This is a genomic window from Fontimonas sp. SYSU GA230001, from assembly GCF_040066175.1.
GTDB lineage: Bacteria > Pseudomonadota > Gammaproteobacteria > Nevskiales > Nevskiaceae > Solimonas.
Genome location: NZ_JBEAAM010000021.1, coordinates 17,164 through 40,041 on the forward strand (window position 1 = coordinate 17,164; position 22,878 = coordinate 40,041).

A 22,878-nucleotide genomic window follows, 5' to 3' on the forward strand; every position below is an offset into this window, starting at 1 on the left:
GGCGCAACGCTGGCGTTTGGGTGAATAATGCGCGCTGGACGGTCACCCCGCACGACAAGACCAGGCCGAAGTCCGCTGCGTTGAACCCGGGGCGGGACGAGGCCATCCAAGACCTGCCGCGATGCGCCCGCCTCGGGCCGGCGCACCACTAAGGACCCACGTCACTCCGCCAACAATGACAAGGACTCTCATGCATCCACTCCATCGCTTGCTGGCCATCGCCCTGCTGCTGCCGGGGCTCGCGCATGCCAACGACCTCATGCGCATCTACGAGCTGGCCACCGCGAACGACACGACGATCCAGGCGGCGCGCCATGCCCGCGACGCCGCGGTCGAAGCAAAGCCGCAGGCACGCGCGGCACTGCTGCCGCAACTGAGCAGCGGCTACAACTATGGCTACGCCAAGACGACCGGCTCGTTCGAACAGGGCGGCACCACCTTCCCGATCGACAACAAGGGCAACGACGAGACGCTGACGGTCACCGTCAACCAGGCGATCGTCAACGTCGCCAGCTGGCGCCGGCTGCAGCAGGCCGGCGAGCAGGTCGCGCTGGCCCAGGCGACGTACCGCTCGGCGGAACAGGCGCTGCTGCTGCGCGTGGCCGAGGCTTATTTCGGCCTGCTCGGCGCCAGCGACAATCTGCGCTCGGCCCAGGCGGAGAAGGCGGCCGTCGAACGCCAGCTGGAGCAGGCGAAGAAGCGTTTCGAGGTCGGGCTGTCGGCGATCACCGATGTCCAGGAAGCGCAGGCCCGCTACGACCTGACGGTCGCACAGGAGATCCAGGCGCAGCAGCAACTCGACAGCGCGATCCTCGCACTGGGCCAGATCACCGGAACGCCGGTGCCGCCGCTGGCGCCGCTGGCGCAGGACATCCCCCTGCCCTCACCCGACCCGGCCGATGCCAACCGCTGGGTCGGGGACGCGCTCGATGGCAACCTCGATCTGCTGATCGCCAGCCTGAACCGCAACATCGCCGAGCGCGGCATTCAGGTTGCACGCGCCGGCCACCTGCCGACCGTGGGCGTGCAGGGCGCTTACCGCGACAGCACGTCGGAATCCGGCAGCTTCCCGCAGGAAACCGAAAGCAGTTCGGTGACGCTGGGCGTCACGCTGCCGCTGTTCGCCGGTGGCGCGACGCAATCCGCCGTGCGCCAGTCGATCGCCACGCGCGACCAGCGGACGGCGGAGCTCGAAGGTGCGCGACGCCAGGTCGAGCGCAGCACGCGTGACGCTTACCAGGGCGTGGTCACCGGGGCGGCGCGCGTGCGTGCCTTCAAGCAGGCGGTGGTCTCCAGCACGACGGCCCTGGAGGCCAGCGAAACCGGCCTCGAGGTCGGCACGCGCACCGCGGTGGACGTGCTCAACGCCCAGCAGCAGCTTTACGCGGCGCGGCGCAACTACGACCAGTCGCGCTACGACTACCTGCTGTCGGTCCTGCGTCTCAAGGCCGCCGCCGGCAGCCTCGCACCGTCCGACCTCGCCGAACTGGACCGTCTGCTGGTCGGCAGCTGACACACGCCGGACGCGGGCAATTCTCCGATCCTGCCGGCGCGCACCTGGGGCTGGGGCCCCAGGTCCTTTTTCCGCCTCGCGCGAGTTTGATTAGGTTTCCGGCCGCATCTGCGGAAGCAAGCCGGGGCTTTCAAGGATCGCCGGTGGCGATCCTTGCCCGGCGCGCACCTGGGGCTGGGGCCCCAGGTCCCTTTTTCCGCGCCCCCGAGCTTGATCAGACTTCCGGCCGCATCTGCGGAAGCAAGCCGGGGCTTTCAAGGATCGCCGGTGGCGATCCTTGCCCGGCGCGCACCTGGGGCTGGGGCCCCAGGTCCCTTTTTCCGCGCCCCCCCGAGCTTGATCAGACTTCCGGCCGCATCTGCGGAAAAAGCAGCACGTCGCGGATGCTCGGCGAATCCGTCAGGAACATCACCAGCCGGTCGATGCCGATGCCGACGCCCGCGGCCGGCGGCAGGCCGTATTCGAGGGCGCGGATGTAGTCGGCGTCGAACAGCATCGCCTCGTCGTCGCCGGCGTGCTTGGCGGCGACCTGGGCATGGAAGCGCGCGGCCTGGTCGTCCGGATCGTTCAGCTCCGAGAAGCCGTTGGCGACTTCGCGGCCGGCGATGAACAGCTCGAAGCGGTCGGTGATCTGCGGATCGGCGTCGTTGCTGCGCGCCAGCGGCGAGACCTCGGTCGGGAACTCGGTGATGAAGGTCGGATCGAGCAGTTCATGCTCCACCGTCTTCTCGAAGATCTCGGTCAGGAGCTTGCCCCAGCCGTAGGATGGCTTGACGTCGCCGCCGACCTTCTTCGCATAGGCGGCGAGGCGCTCGCGGTCATCGAAGATGCCGGCGTCGATGTCCGGGTTGAAGCGCAGCACCGCTTCTTTCATCGTCCAGCGGTTGAACGGCCGGTCGAGGTCGTAGTCGCGGTTCTGGTTGACCAGCTTGCCGGAACCGTTGACCGCGGTGGCGACATCGCGCAGCAGGGTCTCGACCAGGTCCATCGCATCGCGGTAGTCCGCGTAGGCCTGGTAGAACTCCAGCATCGTGAACTCGGGGTTGTGCCGCGTCGAAAGACCTTCGTTGCGGAAGTTGCGGTTGATCTCGTAAACCTTCTCGAAGCCGCCGACGACCAGACGCTTGAGATACAGCTCGGGCGCGATGCGCATGTAGAAATCGCGTCCCAGCGCGTTGTAGTGCGTCACGAACGGGCGCGCCGCCGCGCCGCCGGGAATCGGCTGCAGCATCGGCGTCTCGACCTCGATGAAGCCGAGCGTGTCGAGGAAGTTGCGGATGAAGCGCACCGCCTTGCCGCGCTTCTCGAACGTGATCTTGACCTCGGGATTGACGATCAGGTCCAGGTAGCGCTGGCGGTAGCGTACCTCGGTGTCGGTCAGACCCGCCCACTTCTCCGGCAGTGGCCGCAGGTTCTTCACCAGCAGCCGGAGCGTGCTGACCTTGACCGACAGCTCGCCCGTCTTGGTCTTGAACACCGTGCCGCGCACGCCGATGACATCGCCGACGTCGGCATGCTTGAACGCCTCGTAGGCCGCCTCGCCGACGGCGTTGAGCTGCACGAAGATCTGGATACGGCCCGACATGTCCTGCAGCTGGCCGAAGCTGGCCTTGCCCATCACGCGCTTGGCCATCAGCCGGCCGGCGAGCGCGAATACCTCGGTCTCGTTCTCCAGCGAGGCGGCATCGCGCTCGCCGTAGCTGCCGACCAGGTACTCGGCGAGCGTGTCGCGGCGGAAGTCGTTGGGGAACGCCTGGCCCTCGGCGCGCAGCCGCGCGAGCTTCTCGCGCCGCGTGGCGATGATGTGGTTCTCGTCGAGCTGCGGCGGGGTGTGGTGTTGGTCGGTCATTTTGGTCTCGTGCGATGTGAGACGTGAGACGTCAGGCGTGTGGGTGTGCTGTTCCGTCTCACGTCTCACACCTCAGGTCTCACCGCTAAAGCCCCTGCTTCAGGCTCGCTTCGATGAACGGATCGAGGTGCCCGTCGAGCACCTTCTGCGTGTCGGCGATCTCGACACCGGTGCGCAGATCCTTGATGCGCGACTGGTCGAGCACGTACGAGCGGATCTGGCTGCCCCAGCCGATGTCGTCCTTGGAGTCCTCCAGCGCCTGCTTCTGCGCGTTGCGCTTCTGCATCTCGATCTCGTAGAGGCGCGCCTTGAGCATCTTCATCGCGCGGTCGCGGTTGGCATGCTGGCTGCGCTCAGTCTGGCAGGCGACGACGATACCCGATGGCACGTGCTTGATGCGGATCGCCGACTCGGTCTTGTTGACGTGCTGGCCGCCGGCACCGCTGGAACGGTACGTCGCCACTTCCAGGTCCGCGGGATTGATCTCGATCTCGATGTCGTCATCGACTTCCGGCGAGACGAACACGCCGGCAAACGAGGTGTGACGGCGGTTGCCGGAATCGAACGGCGACTTGCGCACCAGCCGGTGCACGCCGGTCTCGGTGCGCAGCCAGCCGTAGGCGTAGTCGCCCTGCACGTAGATCGTCGCCGACTTGATGCCGGCGACTTCGCCGTCCGAGCGCTCCATCAGCTCGACCTTGAAGCCCTTGGCATCGGCCCATTTCATGTACATGCGCAGCAGCATCTCGGCCCAGTCCTGGGCCTCGGTGCCGCCGGAGCCGGCCTGCAGGTCGAGATAGGCGTTGGCGGCGTCGAGTTCGCCGCTGAACATGCGCTTGAACTCGAGGTCCGCGGCCAGGCGATCGAGTCCGGCCAGGTCGCGGGCGATCTCGTCGATCGTCGAGGTGTCGTTCTCGCTCTCAGCCAGTTCGAGCAGTTCCAGCGCGTCCTTCAGACCGTTCTCGGCGCGCTCGATCGGCTGCACGACATCCTCCAGGCGCGCGCGTTCGCGGCCCAGGTTCTGCGCACGTTCGGGATCGTTCCAGACGTCGTTGCGCTCCAGCTCGGCGTTGACTTCGACCAGCCGGTCGCGTTTGTTGTCGTAGTCAAAGATAGCCCCGCAGCGCGTCGAAACGCGCCTGCAGGGCTTTCACCTCGGTACGGATCTGCTGGGCTTCCATGGGGGTTCTGGGTGTGACGGGCGCGGATTATAGCGGCGCCCCGCGCGCCGATGCCCAATTCCGCGAAAGCCGCTGCTATAGTTATGCGATCAATCGTCCTGACGCGGACGGAATCTGGGGAGAAGCTGATGAGGCCAAAGTACGTTTTTGGGGGCTGGGGGCTGTTCGCATTGCTGTTGACGCTGGGGTTCGGCCAGCCGGTGCTGGCTCAGGACGACGACGCCGATGCGGGCGACGCCGACGCACCGGGACTCTTCTCCACCCAGGCGCTGACCGGCCGGCACTACTACGTCTCGCCGATGTTCTCGTACACGCGCGCCGACAAGGATCGCGGGACGGACGACGGCATGGGCGGCATGATCACGATCGGCAAGAAGATGACCGACGGCCTGGCGCTGGAGCTGACCGGCTACTATTCGCAGATGGACCCCGACTCGGGTTCCGGCGACGCCGCCGAACTCAAGGGCGCCGGCCTGGGCGCGATGGTCTTCCTGTCGAACAAGGTGCCGAATTTCTACGGCCTGCTCGCGCTGATGTACGGCCGCACCGACACGCATCCCGGCCCGATTCCGAACTTCAAATCGACGGTGTTCGATGTCGGCGCCGGCTATCTCTTCCCGTTCAACCGCTACATCGCGCTGCGCGCCGAGGCGCGCTACCGCACCGACCAGCACGACCGCAAGCAGGCGGGCGTCGGCAAGGAGAACGGCGCCTTCCAGGACGCGCTGTTCAACGTGGGCCTGCTGTTGCCGCTGGGCGTGACGCCGGTGGAGGCCCCCGTCGCGGAGCCGGAGCCGGTCGAACAAGCCGATCTCGACTCCGACGGCGACGGCGTGCCCGACTCGCAGGACCAGTGCCCGAACACCCTGCCGGGCGTGCAGGTCAACGAGGTCGGCTGCCCGCTGGATGCCGACGGCGACGGCGTGCTCGACGCCGACGACGAATGCCCGAACACACCGGCCGGCGCCAAGGTCCTCGCCAATGGCTGCGCCCTGGTCGATGACTGCCGCAAGCCGCGTCCGGGCGAACAGGTGGACGAGAACGGCTGCGCGGCCGAGCGCAAGTTCATCCTGCGCGGCGTGAAGTTCGAGTTCGACTCCGACCGCCTGACGCCCGAAGCGCGCGAGATCCTCAACGAGGTCGCCGGCACGCTGCGCGCCTACCCGGACGTCGATGTCGAACTGCAGGGTCACACCGACAGCATCGGCACCGACGCCTACAACCAGAGCCTGTCCGAGCGGCGCGCGATCGCCGTCAAGGCCTACCTGGTCGAGCACGAGGTCGAAGCCAAGCGCATGTCGCCGGTCGGCTATGGTGAATCGCAGCCGATCGCGACCAACGACACCGAGGAAGGCCGCGAGGAAAACCGCCGCGTCGAACTCAAGGTGATCGAGTAATACGCAGTCCTGCGTTCACACCCGCCGGCAGCGTTGCCGGCGGGTTTTTTGTTGCCCGCACGGCGCGCTTCACAGCCGCGGCCCGCCGGGCGACCATGGACACCCAATCGAATCTCGGGGAAAGGCCATGTCGTCACTCCAGGATCCGCGCGTCCTGTTCGCCGCCGAACGCACGCTGCTCGCCTGGCAACGCACCTGCCTGACGCTGATGGCCTTCGGCTTCCTGATCGAGCGCTTCGCGCTGTTCGTGCACTTCCTCAACGCGCAGGCCAGGGTGAGCGCCGAATCGCCGGCCGCCTATGTGCTGGGCATCGCCTTCATCGCCACCGGCGCGGCGCTCGCACTGCTGGCGACGCTGCAGCACCGGCGCGTGCTGCGCGGGCTGCAGCCGGCCGAGATCCCCGCCGGCTACTGGCTGTCGCTGGCGCCGGTGACGACGATACTCACGGCCCTCCTCGGACTCGGCGTCGCCGCGTACCTGGTGCTGCAATAGCTCAGGCAGTCGGCAGCTTGTGGTCCTTGAGCTGCTCGCGCAGGCGCAGCTTGGAGATCTTGCCGGTGGCCGTCATCGGCAGTTCACTGACGAAGACGACATCGTCCGGGATCCACCACTTGGCGACCTTGCCGGGATACAGCGCCAGGATCTCCTCGCGCGTGACGTCCTGACCCGGCTTCTTGACCACCACCAGCAGCGGCCGCTCGTCCCACTTGGGGTGATAGGCGGCGATGGCCGCGGCCTGCGCCACCGCCGGATGCGCGCAGGCGACGTTTTCGAGGTCGATCGAACTGATCCACTCGCCGCCGGACTTGATCACGTCCTTGGAACGATCGGTGATCTGCAGGAAACCGTCGGCGTCGAGGGTGCCGACGTCGCCGGTCGGGAACCAGCCGTCCCTGAGCGGACTCTGGTCGATCCGGTAGTAGCGATCGATGATCCAGTGACCCTTGACCAGCAGGTCGCCGAAGGCCTTGCCGTCGCGCGGCAGTTCGCGGCCGTCGGCATCGACGATCTTGAGCTGCACGCCGAACGGCGGCCGGCCCTGCTTGGTCTCGATGGCGAACTGCGCGTCCTTCGGCAGCTTGAGGTGCTTGATCTTGAGGTTGTTGAAGGTGCCCAGCGGTGACATCTCGGTCATGCCCCAGGCGTGATGGATCTTCACGCCATAGTCGCGCTCGAAAGTCTGCATCAGCGCCGGCGGACAGGCCGACCCGCCGATCACGCAGCGCTTGAGCGTCGTCAGCCGCAGCTTGTTGGCCTGCAGGTGCTGCAGCAGGCCCTGCCACACCGTCGGCACGCCGGCGGAGAAGGTCACGCCCTCGGTCTCGAACAGCTCGTGCAGGCTGGCGCCGTCGAGCGCCGCGCCGGGGAACACCAGCTTGGCGCCCACCATCGGCGCGGCGTAGGGAATCGCCCAGGCGTTGACGTGGAACATCGGCACCACCGGCAGGACACTGTCGCGCGCCGACAGGCCGAACACGTCCGGCACGGCGCCGGCCAGGGTGTGCAGCATCATCGAGCGGTGCGAGTACAGCACGCCCTTGGGATGGCCGGTCGTGCCCGAGGTGTAGCACAGCGTGCAGGCGCTCTTCTCGTCGAACTCGGGCCAGTCGTACTGGTCGGATTCGGCCTCGACCCAGTCCTCGTAACAGATCAGGTTGGGGATCTTGTGCGCAGGCAGATGCGCACGATCGGTCATCGCCACCCAGTGCTTGATCGTCTTGCATTTCGCCGCGATCGCCTCGACCAGCGGCGCGAAGGTCAGGTCGAAGCACAGCACCGTGTCCTGTGCATCCTCGATGATCCACGCGATCTGTTCCGGGAACAGGCGCGGGTTGATCGTGTGCATGATCGCGCCGGAACCGGACACGGCGTAGTACAGCTCGAAGTGCCGGTAGCCGTTCCAGGCCAGCGTGGCGACGCGCTCGCCCGGCTGCACGCCCAGGCGCCTGAGCGCGTTGGCGAGCTGGCGGCTGCGCCGCGCGGCCTGCGCATAGGTATAGCGGTGCAGGCCGCCTTCGACGGTGCGCGACACGATCTCGGTGTCGCCGTGATAGGCCTCGGCGTGCACCAGCAGCGACGACACCAGCAGCGGCGCCTCCATCATCTGACCGGGAACGAAGTTCGCCATCGCCTGCTCTCCTCTCGCTGTGGGGTCGGGCTGCCGATTGTCTGCGATACCGGCGGCGGATGCAGCAGGCCGGCAACGGACATAAGATCGGGCCATGAACCACACCCCCTCCCCGCGCAGCGGCTATCCGCACTTCCGGCGCATCGGCACGCGCTGGAAGGACAACGACGTCTATGGCCACGTCAACAACGTCGAGTACTACAGCTACTTCGACACCGTGATCAACGCCTACCTGATCCGCGACGGCGGCCTGGACATCCACGCCGGGCCGGTGATCGGCCTGTGCGCGGAGTCGCACTGCCGCTTCCTCGACGCGCTGGCCTTCCCGGACGCCATCGATGCCGGCCTGCGCGTCGCGCATCTGGGCCGTTCCAGCGTGCGCTACGAGATCGGGCTGTTCGGCGAGGCCGCGGAGGCGCCGGCCGCGGAGGGCTGGTTCGTGCACGTCTTCGTCGATCGGCACACGCGCCGCCCGGTGCCGATCCCCGATGCGCTGCGCAGCGCGTTGCACCGCCTGCAGCGCCCAGAAGCCGAGAGCCTGCCATGAAAGTGCGCGCCGCCGTCCTCCGTCAGATGGGCCTGCCGGCGCCGTATGCGCGCTCGCTGCCGCTGCACCTCGACGAAGTCGAGCTCGATCCGCCCGGCCCGGGAGAGCTGCTGGTGAAGGTGCGTGCCGCCGGCCTGTGCCACTCCGACCTATCGGTGATCGACGGATCGCGGCCGCGCGTGATGCCGATGGTGCTCGGCCACGAGGCCGCCGGCGAAGTCGTCGAGACCGGCGCCGACACGCCGGGTTTCGCGCGCGGCGACGCCGTCGTCTTCGCCTTCGTGCCCAGTTGCGGTCACTGCGACTTCTGCGCCAGCGGCCGCGCCGCGCTGTGCGAACCGGGCGCCAGGGCCAACGTCGCCGGCACGCTGCTGTCCGGCGCACGCCGCTGGCACGCCGCCGACGGCAGCGCGCTGAACCACCACCTGGGCGTCTCCGCCTTCGCCGAGTATGCGGTCGTCTCGGCGCGCTCGGCCGTGCGCATCGACCGCGCGCTGCCGCCGCAGATCGCCGCGCTGTTCGGCTGCGCGGTGATGACCGGCGTCGGCGCAGTCGTCAACACCGCACGCGTCGGCCCGGGTGAGAGCGTGGCGATCTTCGGCATGGGCGGCGTGGGCCTGGCGGCGCTGCTGGGCGCGGTCGCGGCCGGTGCCGATCCGATCGTCGCCGTCGATGTGCTGCCGGCCAAGCTCGAACTCGCGAAGAGTCTGGGCGCGACGCACACGGTGCTCGCCGGCGGCGCCGAGTCGGTCGCCGCGATCCGCGAGCACACGCGCGGCGGTGCCGCCTACGCGATCGAGACCGCCGGCTCCGAGGCGGCGCTGGCGCAGGCCTATGCGGCGACGCGGCGCGGCGGCATGACGGTGACGGTGGGCCTGCCGCATCCGGGCAAGCAGTTCGCGATTTCCGCGGTCAGCCTGGTCACCGAGGAACGCACCGTGAAGGGCTCGTACATGGGCTCGGCGGTGCCGTCGCGCGACCTGCCGCGCTACATCGCCCTGCACCGTACCGGTCGCCTGCCGGTCGAGAAGCTGCTGACGCACACCCTGCCCCTCGACGACATCAATCTCGCCTTCGACCGGCTCGCGCGCGGCGAGGCCGTGCGTCAGGTCGTGCTGTTCGACACCTGAGCCAGCGCCGCGCCGCCGTGGTCCGGCGCGACGCAGACCCGGTTGCGTCCCTGGTGCTTGGCCTCGTAGAGCGCCGAGTCGGCGGCCTCGCGCAGGGCTTCGAGCGTGACCGACGAATGCGGCGCACGGGTCGCCACGCCGATGCTGACCGTCACAAAGGGTGAAACCGGCGACGAACCGTGCTCCAAACGGGCGTGTTCGACGGCCGCACGCACCCGCTCGGCCTGCAGGATGCCCTGCCCGGCAGCGGTCCCCGGCAGCACCATCATGAACTCCTCGCCACCGATGCGCGCGACGAACTCGCCGGCGCGGCTGGCGGTCGCCTTGAGCGTCGCGGCGACCTGGCGCAGGCACTGGTCGCCCTGCAGATGACCGCGTGCGTCGTTGTAGGCCTTGAACTGGTCGATATCGATCATCAGCAGCGTCAGCGGCTCGTGCTGGCGCTTGCAGCGACGCCATTCCAGCGTCAGCACTTCTTCGAGGCCGCGGCGATTCGGCACGCCGGTCAGCGGGTCGGTCTCGGACAGGTGCTCGAGCTCGTGGTTCGCGGCGCTGAGCTGTTCGACCAGCTGCTGCATCTCGGCGCGCGCCGCGAGCACCTTGTTGCGCTCGTTCAAGGCCAGCCACAGCAGCGCGGCGAGCACGAAGGCGCCGCCATAGGCCACGTAGGGCAGCAGCAGGCTGTGAATCGGCCGGCGGTCCCAGCCGGCGCTCGGCCGTGCCGCGAGTTCCCAGCTGCCCCCCGGAATCGCCAGCACCATGCGGATCGGCGAATCGTCGAAGACCGTGGCATCGCCGGCGATCAGATCGCCGCGCGCACCCAGTCCGTCCCTGCCGCGCAGCGCGATCTGCACACCGGACTCAACGTCGCCGAGCCCCACCGCGCGCAGGAATGCAGGCAGGTCGATCGACACGCTGACCACGCCCCAGTAGCGATCGCCATCGACGAACACCGGCGAGCGGTTGATCAGCGCCTGCCCGCCCTGCACCAGATCCACCGGCCCGGCGAGCACCGCCGAGCCGGTCTCCATCGCGCGGCGCACCGCCGGCCACTGATCCGGCTGATCCTCGTAGCGCAGCCCGATGGCCTGCTCGTTGCCGATCTGCGGATAAATGAAGGCGATGCGGTTGTCCGGCGCGATGCCGATGCTGCGCAGGTGACGGCCGGATTGGTAGAGCCGCGCCAGCGCCCGCTGCACGCTGGCCGGATCGAGCGGCCCGCGCGCATTGATGTAGGCCACCAGTCCCTGCGCCAGATAGGCGGTGGCGCTCAACTCGCTCTCGATGCGCGCACGCAGCGCCGCGGCATGCAGCAGCGTCTGATCGCGCTGCGCGACGCGGTCGGCCGTGCGCTGCAGCGACACGAGATAGGTCGCCAGCAGGGACAGCAGGAGCCACACCGTCAACGCGGTGATGGCGTGCACGACGTGACGGAACCGACGCTGGTTCATCCGCAGTAGTCTAAGGCCCCTGTACCTTCGACCGTCTGTGGTGAGAATTTGCCACAGGGCTGGCGCGTCCGCCCAGTCCGGGCGCCCCGTCAGGGTGGCGTGCGCACCACCAGGATGCGTGGCTCGGTCAGGTGCTCGATGGCCCAGGCGATCCCCTCGCGGCCCAGCCCGGACTCCTTGACGCCGCCGTAGGGCATGTGATCGACCCGGAAGCTCGGCACGTCGCCGATGACGACGCCGCCCACTTCGAGCCGGTCCCAGGCGCGCCGCGCCTTGTGCAGGTCGCGCGTGAACACGCCGGCCTGCAGGCCGTACCGACTGTCGTTGACTTCGTCGAGCGCAGCGTCGAAGTCGGTGAAACGCGCCAGCAGTGCGACCGGGCCGAACGCCTCGCGCGCATACAGCTCGCAGTCGCGCGGCACGTCCTCGAGCAGCGCCGGTGTCAGCATCGCGCCGTCGCGCGCGCCGCCGCACAGCAGCCGTGCGCCGCGCGCCCGCGCCGCCTCGATCCAGCCGTGCAGGCGCCCGGCCTCGCGCGCGGAGATCATCGGGCCGACGAAGGTCGCCTCGTCACGGGGATCACCGCAGCGCAGCGCGCGGGTCGCGGCCACCAGACGCTCGCGCAGCGCCTCGTAGATCGACGCGTGCACGAGGATGCGCTGCACGCTGATGCAGGACTGGCCGGACTGGTAGAACGCGCCGAACACGAGGCGCTGCACCGCATCGTCGAGGTCGGTGTCGGCATCGACGATGCAGGCGGCGTTGCCACCCAGTTCGAGCACGACCTGCTTGTGCCCGGCGCGCGCCTTCAGGTCCCAGCCCACGGCCGGCGAGCCGGTGAACGACAGCAGCTTGATGCGCGCGTCGGTGACCAGCGGCTCGGCGTCGTCCGGACTGCACGGCAGGATCGAGAACGCGCCCGGCGGCAGCTCGGTCTCGGCCAGCACCTCGCCGATCAGCAGCGCGCCGACCGGCGTGGCGCTCGCCGGCTTGAGCACGAACGGACAGCCGGCGGCGATCGCCGGTGCGATCTTGTGCGCGGCCAGGTTGAGCGGAAAATTGAACGGACTGATGAACGCGCAAGGCCCGACCGGCACGCGCCGGATCACCGACCAGTAGTTCCGCGCGCGCGCGCTGATGTCCAGCGGCAGGTAGTCGCCACCGATGCGCACGGCCTCGCCGGCTGCGTACTTGAAGGTGTCGATCAGTCGCGTGACTTCGCCGCGCGCATCCTTGATCGGCTTGCCGGCCTCGATGCACAGCGCCTCGGCCAGTTCGTCGGCGCGCTGCTGGAAGCGCAGCACGCAGTGTTCCAGAACGGCCTGACGGGCATAGGCGGGCAGCTCGGCCATCGGCCGCGCCGCGCGCGCGGCCTCGTCGATCGCGGCGGTGACCAGGGCACGGTCGGCCAGCGCGACCTCGCAGGCCGGCGCGCCCGAATACTTGTCGGTCACCGGCAGCGTCCCGACACCGTCCTGCGGACGATTAGCGAGAAAGAGCGGATAGCGCGGTCTGAGCATGGGCGTTCTCGCGGCAAGGGGCGACGCGGCACGCTAGCGCAGACCGGCGGCAGCGCCAAGCCGCCGCACGTCGCCGGCATTTGCTACGCTGCGGACCGGTCCGCGCAGGAACCACGGGCGATGTGGGTCATCTCGGTCAGGAACACCGCCGGCACTTTCCGTTTCCGCCGCAACCTGTATGCGGGCAGCGTGCGCATCGGCCGCGCAGCCGACAACGAGATCCAGCTGCCAGGCGCGCAGGTTTCGCGGCATCACGGGCGCATCGACGTCGAGGACGGCCAGCTGGTCTACCGCGACCTGGGCAGCCGCAACGGCTCGCAGCTCGACGGCCGCGCGATCGACGCGCCGGTGCCGCTGCGGATCGGCGCGGTGGTGCGCATCGCCGGCTATGAAGTCGAGATCGAACCGGACCCGGCGCTGAGCGCACCCGGGCATTTCACCGAGCCGGTCGCTCCCGAGCCGATCACCGCACCGGTGCGTCCGCTCGACGACGGCGCGCCGTCGCCGATCGAGCTGCTGCACACCATGCGCGCCGGCCTGCGCGAGCACGCCAGTGCCGAACAGGAGGCGGCGCGGCGTCGGCGCGAGCGCATGGATCGCATCTGGGCGCGTGTGCGCGACGCCGCGCAGCAACTGCGGGATCATGTCGCGGACGATCCGCGGGTGGCCGCCTTCGATTTCGCCGACGACGGCCGCGAGATTTCGCTGAAACTGCGCGACCCCCTCAAGAACGGCGGCTTCCTGTACCTGATCGTGCGCCGCGGCCATCCCGAACTGTCGGAAGCCGATGCCGACGAAGCCATCTGGATCCGCGAGATCGGCGGCGAGGATCGCCGCTACACCGAGGCACAGCCGGTCGTCGAAGCCCTGGTCCGCTGCATCGCCACCCACACCCGCGATCCGCGCGAACCGTCGCGGGATTGATCCAGATCAACGCCGGCTGCGGTGCGCGGACCTATCGTCGCGCGCTTCCGATCGAGATTTGAGGAAAACCATGACGCCCGTCGAATGGACGCCCGACTTCGAGGTCGGCAGCCGCGCCATGGACCTCCAGCACCAGCACCTGGTCGGCATCGTCAACCGCTACCACGTCGCGATGCAGCACCACGCCCCGCGTGCGGAGCTGGTCAGGACGTTCGAGGAAGCCGCGGATTACGCGCGCCAGCACTTCCACGACGAGGAGGCGCTGATGGCCGAGCACGCCTATCCCCGGTTCGCCGCACACCGGCTGCTGCACCGCCAGCTGATGGACCGCATCACCGAATTGCTGCTGAAGCTGCGCGCCGGGGAGGCCGGCGCCCGCCGTGAGGTCCAGGTCTTTCTCAACCAGTGGCTGGCCGGGCACATCCGGGACTGCGACGTGGACTACAAGCCTTTCGTCGAGAACGCCGCCTGACCCACGCCGCGCCTCAGATGCCGCGGTGCGCCGCGGTCTTGTCGAACACCGCGCGGTTGCGACCCTGGCGTTTGGCCTCGTAGAGCGCCTGGTCGGCGCGCGAGAGCAGCGCGATCGGTCCACGCTCCTGATCGGCACGGGTCGATGCGGTTGCCACGCCGACGCTGACCGTCAGCGCCTCGTAGGGTGAGGTCGGATGGACCAGGCCGGCGTCCTCGATATACCGGCAGGCGGCGCGCGCCAGCTCCATCGCACCGGCCGCGTCGGTGTCCGGCAAGACCACCACGAACTCCTCGCCGCCATAGCGCGCCACGACATCGCCGCCGCGCCGGAACTGCTCGCGCAGCAGGCGCGCGACATTGGCGAGCGCGCGGTCTCCCTCGGCGTGGCCGAGCGCGTCGTTGAGCGCCTTGAAGAAATCGATGTCGATCAGCAGCACCGATATCGGCGTCGATTGCCGCAGCGAACGGCGCCACTCCTTGGCGACCAGTTCCTCGAAGTAGCGTCGGTTGAACAGGCCGGTGACCACATCGACGATGGACGCGCTGCGCAGCAGGATCAGTTCCTCGATGGTCGCCCCGAGGTCGGCCAGTGCCGCCAGCTCCGCCTCGGTCAAGGGGCGGGCGATCTGGTCCGCGACCGACAGCACGCCGACCACCAGACCGGTCGGCGTGCGCACCGGCACGCCGGCATACATCGCCGGCGGCGCGAGCTTACGCGCTGTTGCCCAGTGCATGTACAGCTCGTCGGCTTCCAGATCCTCGATCACGTAAGCCATGTTGGTGGCCGCCGTGATCCGCTCCAGGGGCAGCAGCGGCGAAGGCGCGTCCGCGGGCAGGCCGATCACCACCTTGGGCATGGTCTGCTCTTCGGCGACCAGCGACAGCGCCGCCCACGGCGTGCCCAGCATCTGCGCGGCGATGCGGACGATGCGCTCGAACGAACGGTCCATCTCGCCGATGCCCTCGGCGATCTGGTACACGGCGTCGATCCGCGCCGCCTCCTGATGCAGGCCGCCGGACGCTGGCCGGACCTGCCGGTACACCAGATCGCGCGCCGCCCGCAGCTCCAGTCCGGGGCTGCTGTGGGCGGACACATGGTGGGTCGATACCGTCGGCAACATGGACAGGGCAACCGGCATGCGCGGATCATCGGACCCGGTGGGTGGAGCCGAAGCTTCCGACCGACTGACGGTCGCCAGCCGCAGCCGAACGCGGTCCGGCGTCGCGCTTGGCTTGCCTGCGGGCTTTCTGAATAATCCAGCGAACGAAGAACTGCCGCTGCGCGGAGGAGACGCAGGTGAACCCGGTCCCGAACCACGTCTGGCGGGCACAATACCCGCCTGGGGTACCGCAAGAAATCGACGTGAACGCCTGGCGTTCCGTCGTCGAACTGCTGGACAGGAGCTGCGACCAGAACCGCCGCCGCTGCGCCTACGAGTGCATGGGCGTCTGCCTGAGCTACGACGACCTCGACCGCCTGACGCAGGATTTCGCGTCCTACCTGCAGAACGTGCTGGGCTTCCACAAGGGCGATCGCATCGCGCTGATGATGCCCAACCTGCTGCAGTACCCGGTCGCGCTGTTCGGCGTGCTGCGCGCCGGCATGACCGTGGTCAACGTCAATCCGCTGTACACCCCGCGCGAGCTGGAACACCAGCTCAAGGACAGCGGCGCGCGCGCGATCGTCATCGTCGAGAACTTCTGCCACACGCTCGAACAGGTGCTGAAGAAGACGCCGGTCGAATGCGTGATCACCACCCAGCTCGGCGACCTCGCGCCGTTTCCGAAGAGCCTGCTGGTGAACGGTGTCGTCAAGTACGTGAAGAAGATGGTGCCGAAATGGCACATCCCCGGCACCGTGCCGCTGCGGGCGGCGCTGGCCCGCGGCAAGGCGCAGCCCTACATGCGCGTGCCGCTGACCCACCAGGACATCGCCTTCCTGCAGTACACCGGCGGCACCACCGGCCTGTCCAAGGGCGCGACACTGACCCACGGCAACATCGTCGCCAACCTGGAACAGTGCAGCGCATGGATGTCCCCGTTCATCGGCGACGAGGAACAGATCGTCATCACGGCGCTGCCGCTGTATCACATCTTCGCACTGGTGGTGAACTGCCTGCTGTTCATCAAGTTCGGTGCGAAGAACGTGCTGATCACCAATCCGCGCGACATGCCGGGCTTCGTCGCCGAACTGAAGAAGCAGCCGTTCACGGCGCTGTCCGGGGTCAACACGCTGTTCAACGGCCTGCTCAACACGCCCGGCTTCGAGACCGTCGATTTCTCGCACGCGCGCCTGGTGGTCGGCGGCGGCGCGGCCGTGCAGCAGGCGGTCGCCCAGCGCTGGCATGAGGTCACCGGCACGCACATCACCGAGGGCTATGGCCTGACCGAGTGCTCGCCGGTGGTGACCCTGGGCCTGCCGAACCAGCCCTGGAATGGCACGATCGGCCTGCCCGCGCCCTCGACGATCGTGTCGCTGCGCGCCGACGACAACCGCGAGGTGCCGCAGGGCCAGCCCGGCGAGCTGTGCGTGCAGGGGCCCCAGGTCATGCAGGGCTACTGGCAGAAGCCGGAGGAGAACGCCAAGGTGTTCACCGCAGACGGCTTTCTCAGGACCGGCGATGTCGCGGTGATGGACGACAAGGGCTTCTTCCGCATCGTCGATCGCAAGAAGGACATGATCCTGGTGTCCGGCTTCAACGTCTTCCCCAACGAGATCGAGGCGGTCGTCGCCCTGCATCCGGGGGTGCTCGAGTGCGCCTGCGTCGGCGTGCCGGACGACAAGACCGGCGAGGCGGTCAAGGTGTTCGTCGTCAGGAAGGATCCGGCGCTCACGGCCGAGGAACTGATGCGGCACTGCCGCGACAACCTGACCGGCTACAAGGTGCCGCGGCACATCGTCTTCATCGACCAGCTGCCGAAGTCCAACGTCGGCAAGATCCTGCGCAAGGAACTGCGTGGCCCGTAGCGCGTCCGGCGATCACGCCTATCTGCGCCGCGCCGTCGAGCTGGCGCGCGACAACCTGCGTTCCGGCGCCGGCGGCCCGTTCGGCGCGCTGGTCGTGCGCGATGGACGCGTGCTCGGCGAGGGCTCGAACCAGGTGCTGAAGACGCACGATCCGACGGCGCATGCCGAGATGATCGCGCTGCGCGGCGCCTGCGCCGCGGTCGGCCACTTCCATCTCGATGGCGCGACGCTCTACAGCAGCTGCGAGCCCTGCCCGATGTGCCTGGCCGCCGCCCACTGGGCGCGCATCGGCCGCATCGTCTTCGCGGCCAGCCGCGACGATGCCGCCGCGATCGGCTTCATCGACGCCGAACTGTACGAATTGTTCAAGGGCCCCACTTCGCAGTCGCCCCTGAAACGCGAACGGCTCGAGCTTCCCGAAGCGCGGGCAACGATGCAGGCATGGCTGACGTCGCCTTTCAACGTGAAGTATTAAAGCGACCTGCCCGGACTACGACGTGCTTGTCTTGAAAGTCGGGGCCATGGATGGCCCCGGCTTGCGCAGGACGCGCATCACCCTGTTTCGGGCAGCGTGATGTTCATCTCCAGCACTTCGAGTCCGGCCTCGCGCTGCACGTGCACATTGACCGCGCTGTCCGGCACCTGCACGTACTTGCGCACGACCAGCAGCAACTCTTCGCGCAGCTTCGGCAGATAGGCCGGGCCGTTGGCGCGGCCCTCGCGCTGGTGCGCGACGACGACCTTGAGGCGCTCCTTGGCGACGGACGCGGTGTTCTTGGGTTCGGCGCGGAAGAACTTGAGCCAATCCATCGTACGGCCTCCTCAGGTACCGAACAGGCGGCCGAGGATGCCCTTCTTCTCTGCCGTCAGGAAACGATGTTCGCGCTCTTCACCGAGGAAGCGTGCGACGAGGTCGTCATAGGCGCGGCCGGCATCGGTTTCGCGGTTCGCGATCACCGGCGTGCCGGCGTTCGACGAGGTCAGCACCGCCTGCGATTCCGGCACCACGCCGAGCAGCGGGATCGCCAGGATCTCCTTGACGTCATCGACCGAGAGCATTTCGCCCTTCTGCACGCGCTGCGGGTTGTAGCGCGTCAGCACCAGATGCTCCTTGACGCGGCCGCTGCCGGTCTCGGCCTTCTTGGTCTTGCTCGACAGCAGGCCGAGCACGCGGTCCGAGTCGCGCACCGACGAGACTTCGGGATTGGTCACGACCAGCGCCTCGTCGGCGTGGTACATGGCGAGGTGCGCGCCCTTCTCGATGCCGGCCGGCGAGTCGCAGACGATGTAGTCGAACTCCTTGGCCAGATCGTCGAGCACGCGCGCGACACCGTCCTCGGTCAGCGCGTCCTTGTCGCGCGTCTGGCTGGCGGCGAGGATCGCCAGGTTCTCGTGCTGCTTGTCCCTGATCAGCGCCTGGCGCAGCGTCGCCTCGCCCTGGATCACGTTGACGAAATCGAACACCACGCGGCGCTCGCAGCCCATGATCAGGTCGAGATTGCGCAGGCCGACGTCGAAATCGATCACGACCGTCTTCTTGCCGCGCATCGCCAGCCCGGTGCCGAAGGATGCACTGGTCGTGGTCTTGCCCACGCCACCCTTGCCGGAAGTCACCACCACGATCTTTGCCAAGGCCCTGCTCCTGCTCTAGACGACACCCAAGGCGACTCTTGTCCTCACCAGTCGAGCCGCTCGATCTTCAGCTTCCCGTCCACCAGCGCGACCTGCGCCGGCTTGCCACGCAATTCACCCTGCATCTGCTCGGCCACCGCGTACACCCCCGCGACGGCGACCAGCTCCGCCTCGAAACGCCGGCAGAAGATGCGCGCGCTGGTCTCGCCACGCGCGCCCGCCATCGCCCGGCCGCGCAGCGCGCCGTAGACGTGCACGCAGCCGTCGGCGGCGACTTCGGCACCGGCGCTGACCGTGTTGAGCACGACCAGGTCCGTCTCGGCCGCATAGACCTGCTGGCCCGAGCGCACCGGTTCGGTGACGATGCGCGTCGGCCGCCGCACGGTGGGCACCGGCGCGGCTTCATTCGCTGCGGCGTTGGCACGCGCCGCCCGCGCGCCGGTATCCGGCGGCAGCACCGGCAGCCCCCAGTTGGCGGCCGACGCCGCCAGCGGCCCGTCGGCAACGCCCACCGGCTGCATGCCGACCTCGCGCATCGCCGCGATGACGGCGCCGACCTCGAAGGCGCTGTCCGCTTCGAGGATCACCGGCATGCCCTTCACCGCCTGCGGCATCTGCCGGGCGAAATCGCGGAGCTGCGCGCTGATGGCCGACACATCGGGGTCGAGAATCCGTGCACGCGTCAGCGACAGCATGCGACCCTTGAACTCCAGCGCTTTCTTCGACGTCATGTCAGTACGGCCCGGTTGGCGGATTGTACACCGCATATTGGGGTTGTGGACCCCCTCGGACACAAGCTGTCGATATGGCGCGACTCTTGCTTGAGCACAAGTCACCGGGTCGGGCTCCCGGCCGGATGACAGGATGCGCAACCCAGACCGCTGAGCGCACGATGGCGATCGACTGGCACCAGTACCGCTGCAACGGGTTCTACGACGAGCTGTTCGCGGCGCCGGGACAGCCGCGCGGCGGCGCGCGCCGGCTGGCCGAATATCTGAGCAGCCTGTCGGCCGGGGAGCTGTCCGAGCGCCGCCTCGCCGCGGAACTGGCGATCAAGATCATGGGCGTGACCTTCACGGTCTATTCGGAAGGTCGCAACGTCGACCGCTCCTGGCCCTTCGACATCATCCCGCGCACGATCACGCGGCCCGAGTGGGCGCGCACCGAGCGCGGGTTGCGCCAGCGTGTCGAGGCACTCAACCATTTCATCCAGGACATCTACGCCGACCAGAAGATCGTCAAGGACCGCGTGTTCCCGGCCAGCGTGCTCAGGGAATCCGTGAACTTCCGGCCGCAGTGCGTCGGCATGCGCCCGCGCGCCGGCATCTGGGCACACATCTGCGGTTCCGACCTGGTGCGCGACAAGGACGGTTCGCTGTACGTGCTCGAAGACAATCTGCGCGTGCCGTCGGGCGTCAGCTACATGGTCGAGAACCGCCTGGTCACCAAGCGCGTGTTCCCGGAACTGTTCGAGACCGGCAGCATCCTGCCCGTGGACGACTACCCGGCGCAGCTCTACGACATGCTCGCGGCGATGTCGCCACGACCGGGCGATCAGCCGACCATCGTGCTGCTGACGCCGGGCATCTACAACTCGGCCTACTTCGAGCACTCCTGGCTCGCCCGGCAGATGGGCATCGAGCTGGTTGAGGGCAGCGACCTGTTCGTCGGCGACGACGACATCGTCTACATGCGCACCGTCTATGGCCCGCGCCGCGTCGATGTGATCTACCGGCGCATCGACGACCTGTTCCTCGATCCGGAGACCTTCCGGCCGGATTCCGTGCTCGGCGTGAAAGGCCTGATGCGCGCCTGGCTCCGGCACAAGGTCGCGCTGGTGAACGCACCGGGCGCCGGCGTCGCCGACGACAAGGTCGTTTACACTTTCGTGCCGGCGATGATCCGCTACTACCTGGGCGAGGACCCGATCCTGCCGAACGTGCCGAGCTGGCTGTGCATGCGCAAGAAGGAGCGCGAGCACGTGCTGGCGAATCTGGATCAGCTCGTCGTCAAGCCGGCCAACGAGTCCGGTGGCTACGGCATGCTGATCGGCCCGCGCGCCTCGAAGAAGGAGCGCGAGACCTTCGCCGGGCTGATCCAGGCCCAACCGCGCAACTACATCGCCCAGCCGACGCTGTCGCTGTCCACCGCACCGACGCTGACGCCGGAAGGCATCGAGCCGCGCCACCTCGACCTGCGGCCCTTCATCCTGTCGCGCGGCGACTCGATCTACGTCACCACCGGCGGTCTCACGCGCGTGGCGATGACGCGCGGCTCGCTGGTGGTCAACAGCTCGCAGGGCGGCGGCGCCAAGGACACCTGGATCGTCGATCTCGACGGCGAAGCGGAAATGCCCGCGGAGGCGGCCTGATGCTGTCGCGCGTCGCCGAGGATCTGTACTGGTTCGGACGCTACGTGCAGCGCGCCGAGAACACCGCGCGCCTCGTTTCGGTGCATTCCGACCTGGTGCTGGACCTGCCGCGCAACATCGAGGTCGGCTGGTCGGCGCTGGTCGAGATTCTCGGCGCCGGCACGCAGTTCGCCGAACGCCACGGCAGCGACAGCGGCGAAACCAACGTCGTCCACTTCCTCGTGCTCGACCCGGCGAATCCGGGCTCGGTCGCCAGCTCGCTGTCGCGCGCGCGCGAGATCCTGCGCACCGTGCGCGAGTCGCTGCCGCACGAGACCTGGGAGCATCTCAACGACGCGCACCTGCTGCTGCAGGAAAAGGGCGACAGGCTGCTCGGCCGCGCCAAGCGCCAGGAACTGCTGCAGCGCGTGCTCGATACCGCGCTGATGACCTACGGCATCCTCGGCGCGAGCATGAATCACGACGTCGGCTTCCAGTTCCTGCGCCTGGGCACCAATCTGGAGCAGGCCGACATGACCACGCGCATCATCGATGTGCGCACCTCCAGCCTGATCAAGCCGCGCGTCGCCGACGAGCAGCTCAGGCCCTTCCAGAACATCCAGTGGATGAGCGTGCTGCACTCGCTGACCGCCTACCACATGTACCGCCGCCACGAACGCTCGCGTGTCACCGGCAGCGCGGTGCTGCGCTTCCTGCTGCAGAACCGCGAGTTCCCGCGCGCGCTGATGTTCTGCTGCACCATGATCGGCGCGACCCTGCCGCGCCTGCCGCCCAACCGCGCCGCCGAACGTGCGCTCGAACGCACCCGCGCGCTGGTGCAGGACGCCAACATCGACAGGCTGCTGGAGTCTGGCCTGCACGAGTGGATCGACGAGGTGCAGATCGGCCTGGGCAGGCTGCACCAGGCGATCGCGGAAAGCTATTTCCGCACCTGATCAGTCGCCGGACGCGTTGTCGCCGAGCAGGCTCTGCTGTCCCTCCCGCAGCTCCCATTCGAAGCGCGGCAGGTTGCGGAAGGCCTGCACCAGCTGCTGGCCCCAGGCTTCGCGCAGGCGCGCGAGATACGGCGTGTCGAGGTCCAGGCGCAGCGTGTGCGTGATGCGCAGCGCATCGCGCGGCAGGATCGCCAGATCCAGCGGCGGGCCGACCGAGATGTTCGATTTCATCGTCGAATCGAGCGACACCAGCGCGCAGCGCGAGGCATCCTCCAGCGCCAGCGCCGGGCGGATCACGCGGTCGAGGATCGGCTTGCCGTACTTGCTTTCGCCGATCTGCAGGTAGGGCGTTTCCGGCGAACTGGAGATGCAGTTGCCTTCCGGGTAGATCAGGTACAGGGCCGGTTCCTCGCCCTGGATCTGGCCGCCGAGGATCAGCGTCGTGCGCAGATCGACCGTCGTTCCGAACTGCATCTGCGCGGCCGTGTCCTTCTGCGCCTTCACCGACAGGCTGCCGACGTACTCGGCGGCATCGAACATGTGCCGTACCCGCCGCAGGTTGACGGCGGCGTTCGCGTCTTCGAGATCGCGGCGCAGATGCGCCAGCACCGACTGCGTCGTCGCCAGGTTGCCGGCCGACAGCACGACGAAGACGCGATCGCCGACGAACTCGAACAGGTGCAGCTTGTTGTAGGTGCGCACGTCATCGACACCGGCACTGGTGCGCGTGTCGGCGGCGAAGACCAGACCGTCGTTGACCTTGATGGCGACGCAGTACGTCATGCGGACGGACAGCCGGGAGAAGAAAGGACGGGGGCTGGTAGTGTAGGGACAGGCTCCTGCCGATGCACAACTTG

At 68.2% G+C, this 22,878-nt stretch carries 21 protein-coding genes; 11 read left to right on the forward strand and 10 right to left on the reverse strand.

What is annotated here, in order from left to right; translation table 11 throughout:
* The first annotated feature begins 190 nt into the window (after nt 1-190).
* Entirely contained in the window at nt 191-1,513 is a 1,323-nt protein-coding gene (locus AAG565_RS11605; RefSeq protein WP_348819757.1) for a TolC family outer membrane protein, read from the forward strand.
* Between the two features lie 340 nt (nt 1,514-1,853).
* Here AAG565_RS11605 and lysS read toward each other — a convergent pair whose 3' ends face one another.
* Both lysS and prfB read right to left on the reverse strand, forming a co-directional pair.
* Entirely contained in the window at nt 1,854-3,362 is a 1,509-nt protein-coding gene (gene lysS, locus AAG565_RS11610) for a lysine--tRNA ligase (protein ID WP_348819758.1), read from the reverse strand.
* Nucleotides 3,363-3,447: 85 nt separating this feature from the next.
* Nucleotides 3,448-4,543 (reverse strand): peptide chain release factor 2 gene (prfB, locus tag AAG565_RS11615; protein WP_348819759.1). Its coding sequence is split into 2 segments (ribosomal slippage): nt 3,448-4,470 and nt 4,472-4,543, totalling 1,095 coding nucleotides; the frame shifts between segments, so codons are not numbered across the junction.
* A 128-nt stretch (nt 4,544-4,671) separates the two neighbouring features.
* Here prfB and AAG565_RS11620 point away from each other — a divergent pair.
* On the forward strand, nt 4,672-5,940 hold the full coding sequence (locus tag AAG565_RS11620) for an OmpA family protein (RefSeq protein ID WP_348819760.1): 1,269 nt from the start codon (nt 4,672-4,674) through the stop codon (nt 5,938-5,940).
* Nucleotides 5,941-6,067: 127 nt separating this feature from the next.
* On the forward strand, nt 6,068-6,433 hold the full coding sequence (locus tag AAG565_RS11625; RefSeq protein WP_348819761.1) for a DUF202 domain-containing protein: 366 nt from the start codon (nt 6,068-6,070) through the stop codon (nt 6,431-6,433).
* A gap of 1 nt (nt 6,434) precedes the next feature.
* On the opposite strand, the gene AAG565_RS11630 is transcribed toward AAG565_RS11625, so the two are convergent.
* Nucleotides 6,435-8,069 (reverse strand): 3-(methylthio)propionyl-CoA ligase, encoded by a 1,635-nt coding sequence (locus AAG565_RS11630; protein WP_348819762.1) that lies wholly within the window; start codon nt 8,067-8,069, stop codon nt 6,435-6,437.
* A 94-nt stretch (nt 8,070-8,163) separates the two neighbouring features.
* Between AAG565_RS11630 and AAG565_RS11635 the strand changes: the two genes are divergently transcribed.
* Complete coding sequence (locus AAG565_RS11635) at nt 8,164-8,616, forward strand: thioesterase family protein (protein ID WP_348819763.1); 453 nt, start codon at nt 8,164-8,166, stop codon at nt 8,614-8,616.
* A complete protein-coding gene (locus AAG565_RS11640) occupies nt 8,613-9,746 on the forward strand; it encodes a zinc-dependent alcohol dehydrogenase family protein (RefSeq protein ID WP_348819764.1) in 1,134 nt (377 codons plus the stop codon). Before AAG565_RS11635 ends, AAG565_RS11640 begins: the two co-directional genes overlap by 4 nt.
* Here AAG565_RS11640 and AAG565_RS11645 read toward each other — a convergent pair.
* Nucleotides 9,722-11,197 carry a diguanylate cyclase gene (locus AAG565_RS11645; protein WP_348819765.1) on the reverse strand — a complete coding sequence of 492 codons (1,476 nt, stop codon included), beginning with the start codon at nt 11,195-11,197 and terminating at the stop codon, nt 9,722-9,724. The two genes, AAG565_RS11640 and AAG565_RS11645, sit on opposite strands and share 25 nt — an antisense overlap.
* Nucleotides 11,198-11,286: 89 nt before the next feature.
* Nucleotides 11,287-12,717, reverse strand: coding sequence for an aldehyde dehydrogenase family protein (locus AAG565_RS11650; protein WP_348819766.1), 1,431 nt, complete (start codon nt 12,715-12,717; stop codon nt 11,287-11,289).
* A 120-nt stretch (nt 12,718-12,837) separates the two neighbouring features.
* Between AAG565_RS11650 and AAG565_RS11655 the strand changes: the two genes are divergently transcribed.
* Together AAG565_RS11655 and AAG565_RS11660 are read left to right on the forward strand one after the other, a co-directional pair.
* Complete coding sequence (locus AAG565_RS11655) at nt 12,838-13,641, forward strand: FHA domain-containing protein (RefSeq protein ID WP_348819767.1); 804 nt, start codon at nt 12,838-12,840, stop codon at nt 13,639-13,641.
* A gap of 70 nt (nt 13,642-13,711) precedes the next feature.
* A complete protein-coding gene (locus tag AAG565_RS11660) occupies nt 13,712-14,113 on the forward strand; it encodes a bacteriohemerythrin (protein ID WP_348819768.1) in 402 nt (133 codons plus the stop codon).
* Between the two features lie 13 nt (nt 14,114-14,126).
* Here AAG565_RS11660 and AAG565_RS11665 read toward each other — a convergent pair whose 3' ends face one another.
* The gene (locus tag AAG565_RS11665; RefSeq protein ID WP_348819769.1) at nt 14,127-15,254 is read right to left on the reverse strand and encodes a sensor domain-containing diguanylate cyclase; all 1,128 of its coding nucleotides are present in this window, start codon (nt 15,252-15,254) and stop codon (nt 14,127-14,129) included.
* 224 nt (nt 15,255-15,478) lie between these two features.
* Between AAG565_RS11665 and AAG565_RS11670 the strand changes: the two genes are divergently transcribed.
* Together AAG565_RS11670 and AAG565_RS11675 are read left to right on the forward strand one after the other, a co-directional pair.
* On the forward strand, nt 15,479-17,083 hold the full coding sequence (locus AAG565_RS11670; protein ID WP_348819770.1) for an AMP-binding protein: 1,605 nt from the start codon (nt 15,479-15,481) through the stop codon (nt 17,081-17,083).
* Nucleotides 17,073-17,558, forward strand: coding sequence for a nucleoside deaminase (locus AAG565_RS11675; RefSeq protein ID WP_348819771.1), 486 nt, complete (start codon nt 17,073-17,075; stop codon nt 17,556-17,558). Before AAG565_RS11670 ends, AAG565_RS11675 begins: the two co-directional genes overlap by 11 nt.
* Before the next feature lie 77 nt (nt 17,559-17,635).
* Here the strand turns inward: AAG565_RS11675 and minE are convergent, their stop codons facing one another.
* Genes minE through minC form a run of 3 tightly spaced genes read right to left on the reverse strand, consistent with a single transcriptional unit; the run spans nt 17,636 to nt 19,446 of the window.
* Complete coding sequence (gene minE / locus AAG565_RS11680) at nt 17,636-17,893, reverse strand: cell division topological specificity factor MinE (protein ID WP_348819772.1); 258 nt, start codon at nt 17,891-17,893, stop codon at nt 17,636-17,638.
* 12 nt (nt 17,894-17,905) lie between these two features.
* Nucleotides 17,906-18,715: a septum site-determining protein MinD gene (gene minD, locus AAG565_RS11685; protein WP_348819773.1), complete on the reverse strand. Its 810-nt coding sequence runs from the start codon at nt 18,713-18,715 to the stop codon at nt 17,906-17,908.
* Nucleotides 18,716-18,759: 44 nt separating this feature from the next.
* Nucleotides 18,760-19,446, reverse strand: coding sequence for a septum site-determining protein MinC (gene minC, locus AAG565_RS11690; protein WP_348819774.1), 687 nt, complete (start codon nt 19,444-19,446; stop codon nt 18,760-18,762).
* A gap of 161 nt (nt 19,447-19,607) precedes the next feature.
* Between minC and AAG565_RS11695 the strand changes: the two genes are divergently transcribed.
* On the forward strand, nt 19,608-21,086 hold the full coding sequence (locus AAG565_RS11695; RefSeq protein ID WP_348819775.1) for a circularly permuted type 2 ATP-grasp protein: 1,479 nt from the start codon (nt 19,608-19,610) through the stop codon (nt 21,084-21,086).
* Nucleotides 21,086-22,021, forward strand: a complete 936-nt coding sequence (locus AAG565_RS11700) for an alpha-E domain-containing protein (RefSeq protein ID WP_348819776.1) — start codon at nt 21,086-21,088, stop codon at nt 22,019-22,021. The genes AAG565_RS11695 and AAG565_RS11700 overlap by 1 nt, the downstream gene beginning before the upstream one ends.
* Here the strand turns inward: AAG565_RS11700 and AAG565_RS11705 are convergent, their stop codons facing one another.
* Entirely contained in the window at nt 22,022-22,804 is a 783-nt protein-coding gene (locus AAG565_RS11705) for a peptidase (RefSeq protein WP_348819777.1), read from the reverse strand. It abuts the gene before it with no gap.
* Nucleotides 22,805-22,878: the final 74 nt, after the last annotated feature.

Bases quoted from the DNA above. Each gene is read 5' to 3' on its own strand.
- AAG565_RS11665 (WP_348819769.1), bottom strand. From the start codon at position 15,254: ATGCCGGTTGCCCTGTCCATGTTGCCGACGGTATCGACCCACCATGTG.
- lysS (WP_348819758.1), bottom strand. From the start codon at position 3,362: ATGACCGACCAACACCACACCCCGCCGCAGCTCGACGAGAACCACATC.
- AAG565_RS11700 (WP_348819776.1), top strand. From the start codon at position 21,086: ATGCTGTCGCGCGTCGCCGAGGATCTGTACTGGTTCGGACGCTACGTG.
- AAG565_RS11695 (WP_348819775.1), top strand. From the start codon at position 19,608: ATGGCGATCGACTGGCACCAGTACCGCTGCAACGGGTTCTACGACGAG.
- AAG565_RS11705 (WP_348819777.1), bottom strand. From the start codon at position 22,804: ATGACGTACTGCGTCGCCATCAAGGTCAACGACGGTCTGGTCTTCGCC.
- AAG565_RS11650 (WP_348819766.1), bottom strand. From the start codon at position 12,717: ATGCTCAGACCGCGCTATCCGCTCTTTCTCGCTAATCGTCCGCAGGAC.
- AAG565_RS11625 (WP_348819761.1), top strand. From the start codon at position 6,068: ATGTCGTCACTCCAGGATCCGCGCGTCCTGTTCGCCGCCGAACGCACG.
- minE (WP_348819772.1), bottom strand. From the start codon at position 17,893: ATGGATTGGCTCAAGTTCTTCCGCGCCGAACCCAAGAACACCGCGTCC.
- AAG565_RS11640 (WP_348819764.1), top strand. From the start codon at position 8,613: ATGAAAGTGCGCGCCGCCGTCCTCCGTCAGATGGGCCTGCCGGCGCCG.
- AAG565_RS11660 (WP_348819768.1), top strand. From the start codon at position 13,712: ATGACGCCCGTCGAATGGACGCCCGACTTCGAGGTCGGCAGCCGCGCC.
- AAG565_RS11605 (WP_348819757.1), top strand. From the start codon at position 191: ATGCATCCACTCCATCGCTTGCTGGCCATCGCCCTGCTGCTGCCGGGG.
- AAG565_RS11645 (WP_348819765.1), bottom strand. From the start codon at position 11,197: ATGAACCAGCGTCGGTTCCGTCACGTCGTGCACGCCATCACCGCGTTG.
- AAG565_RS11620 (WP_348819760.1), top strand. From the start codon at position 4,672: ATGAGGCCAAAGTACGTTTTTGGGGGCTGGGGGCTGTTCGCATTGCTG.
- AAG565_RS11635 (WP_348819763.1), top strand. From the start codon at position 8,164: ATGAACCACACCCCCTCCCCGCGCAGCGGCTATCCGCACTTCCGGCGC.
- AAG565_RS11655 (WP_348819767.1), top strand. From the start codon at position 12,838: ATGTGGGTCATCTCGGTCAGGAACACCGCCGGCACTTTCCGTTTCCGC.
- AAG565_RS11630 (WP_348819762.1), bottom strand. From the start codon at position 8,069: ATGGCGAACTTCGTTCCCGGTCAGATGATGGAGGCGCCGCTGCTGGTG.
- minC (WP_348819774.1), bottom strand. From the start codon at position 19,446: ATGACGTCGAAGAAAGCGCTGGAGTTCAAGGGTCGCATGCTGTCGCTG.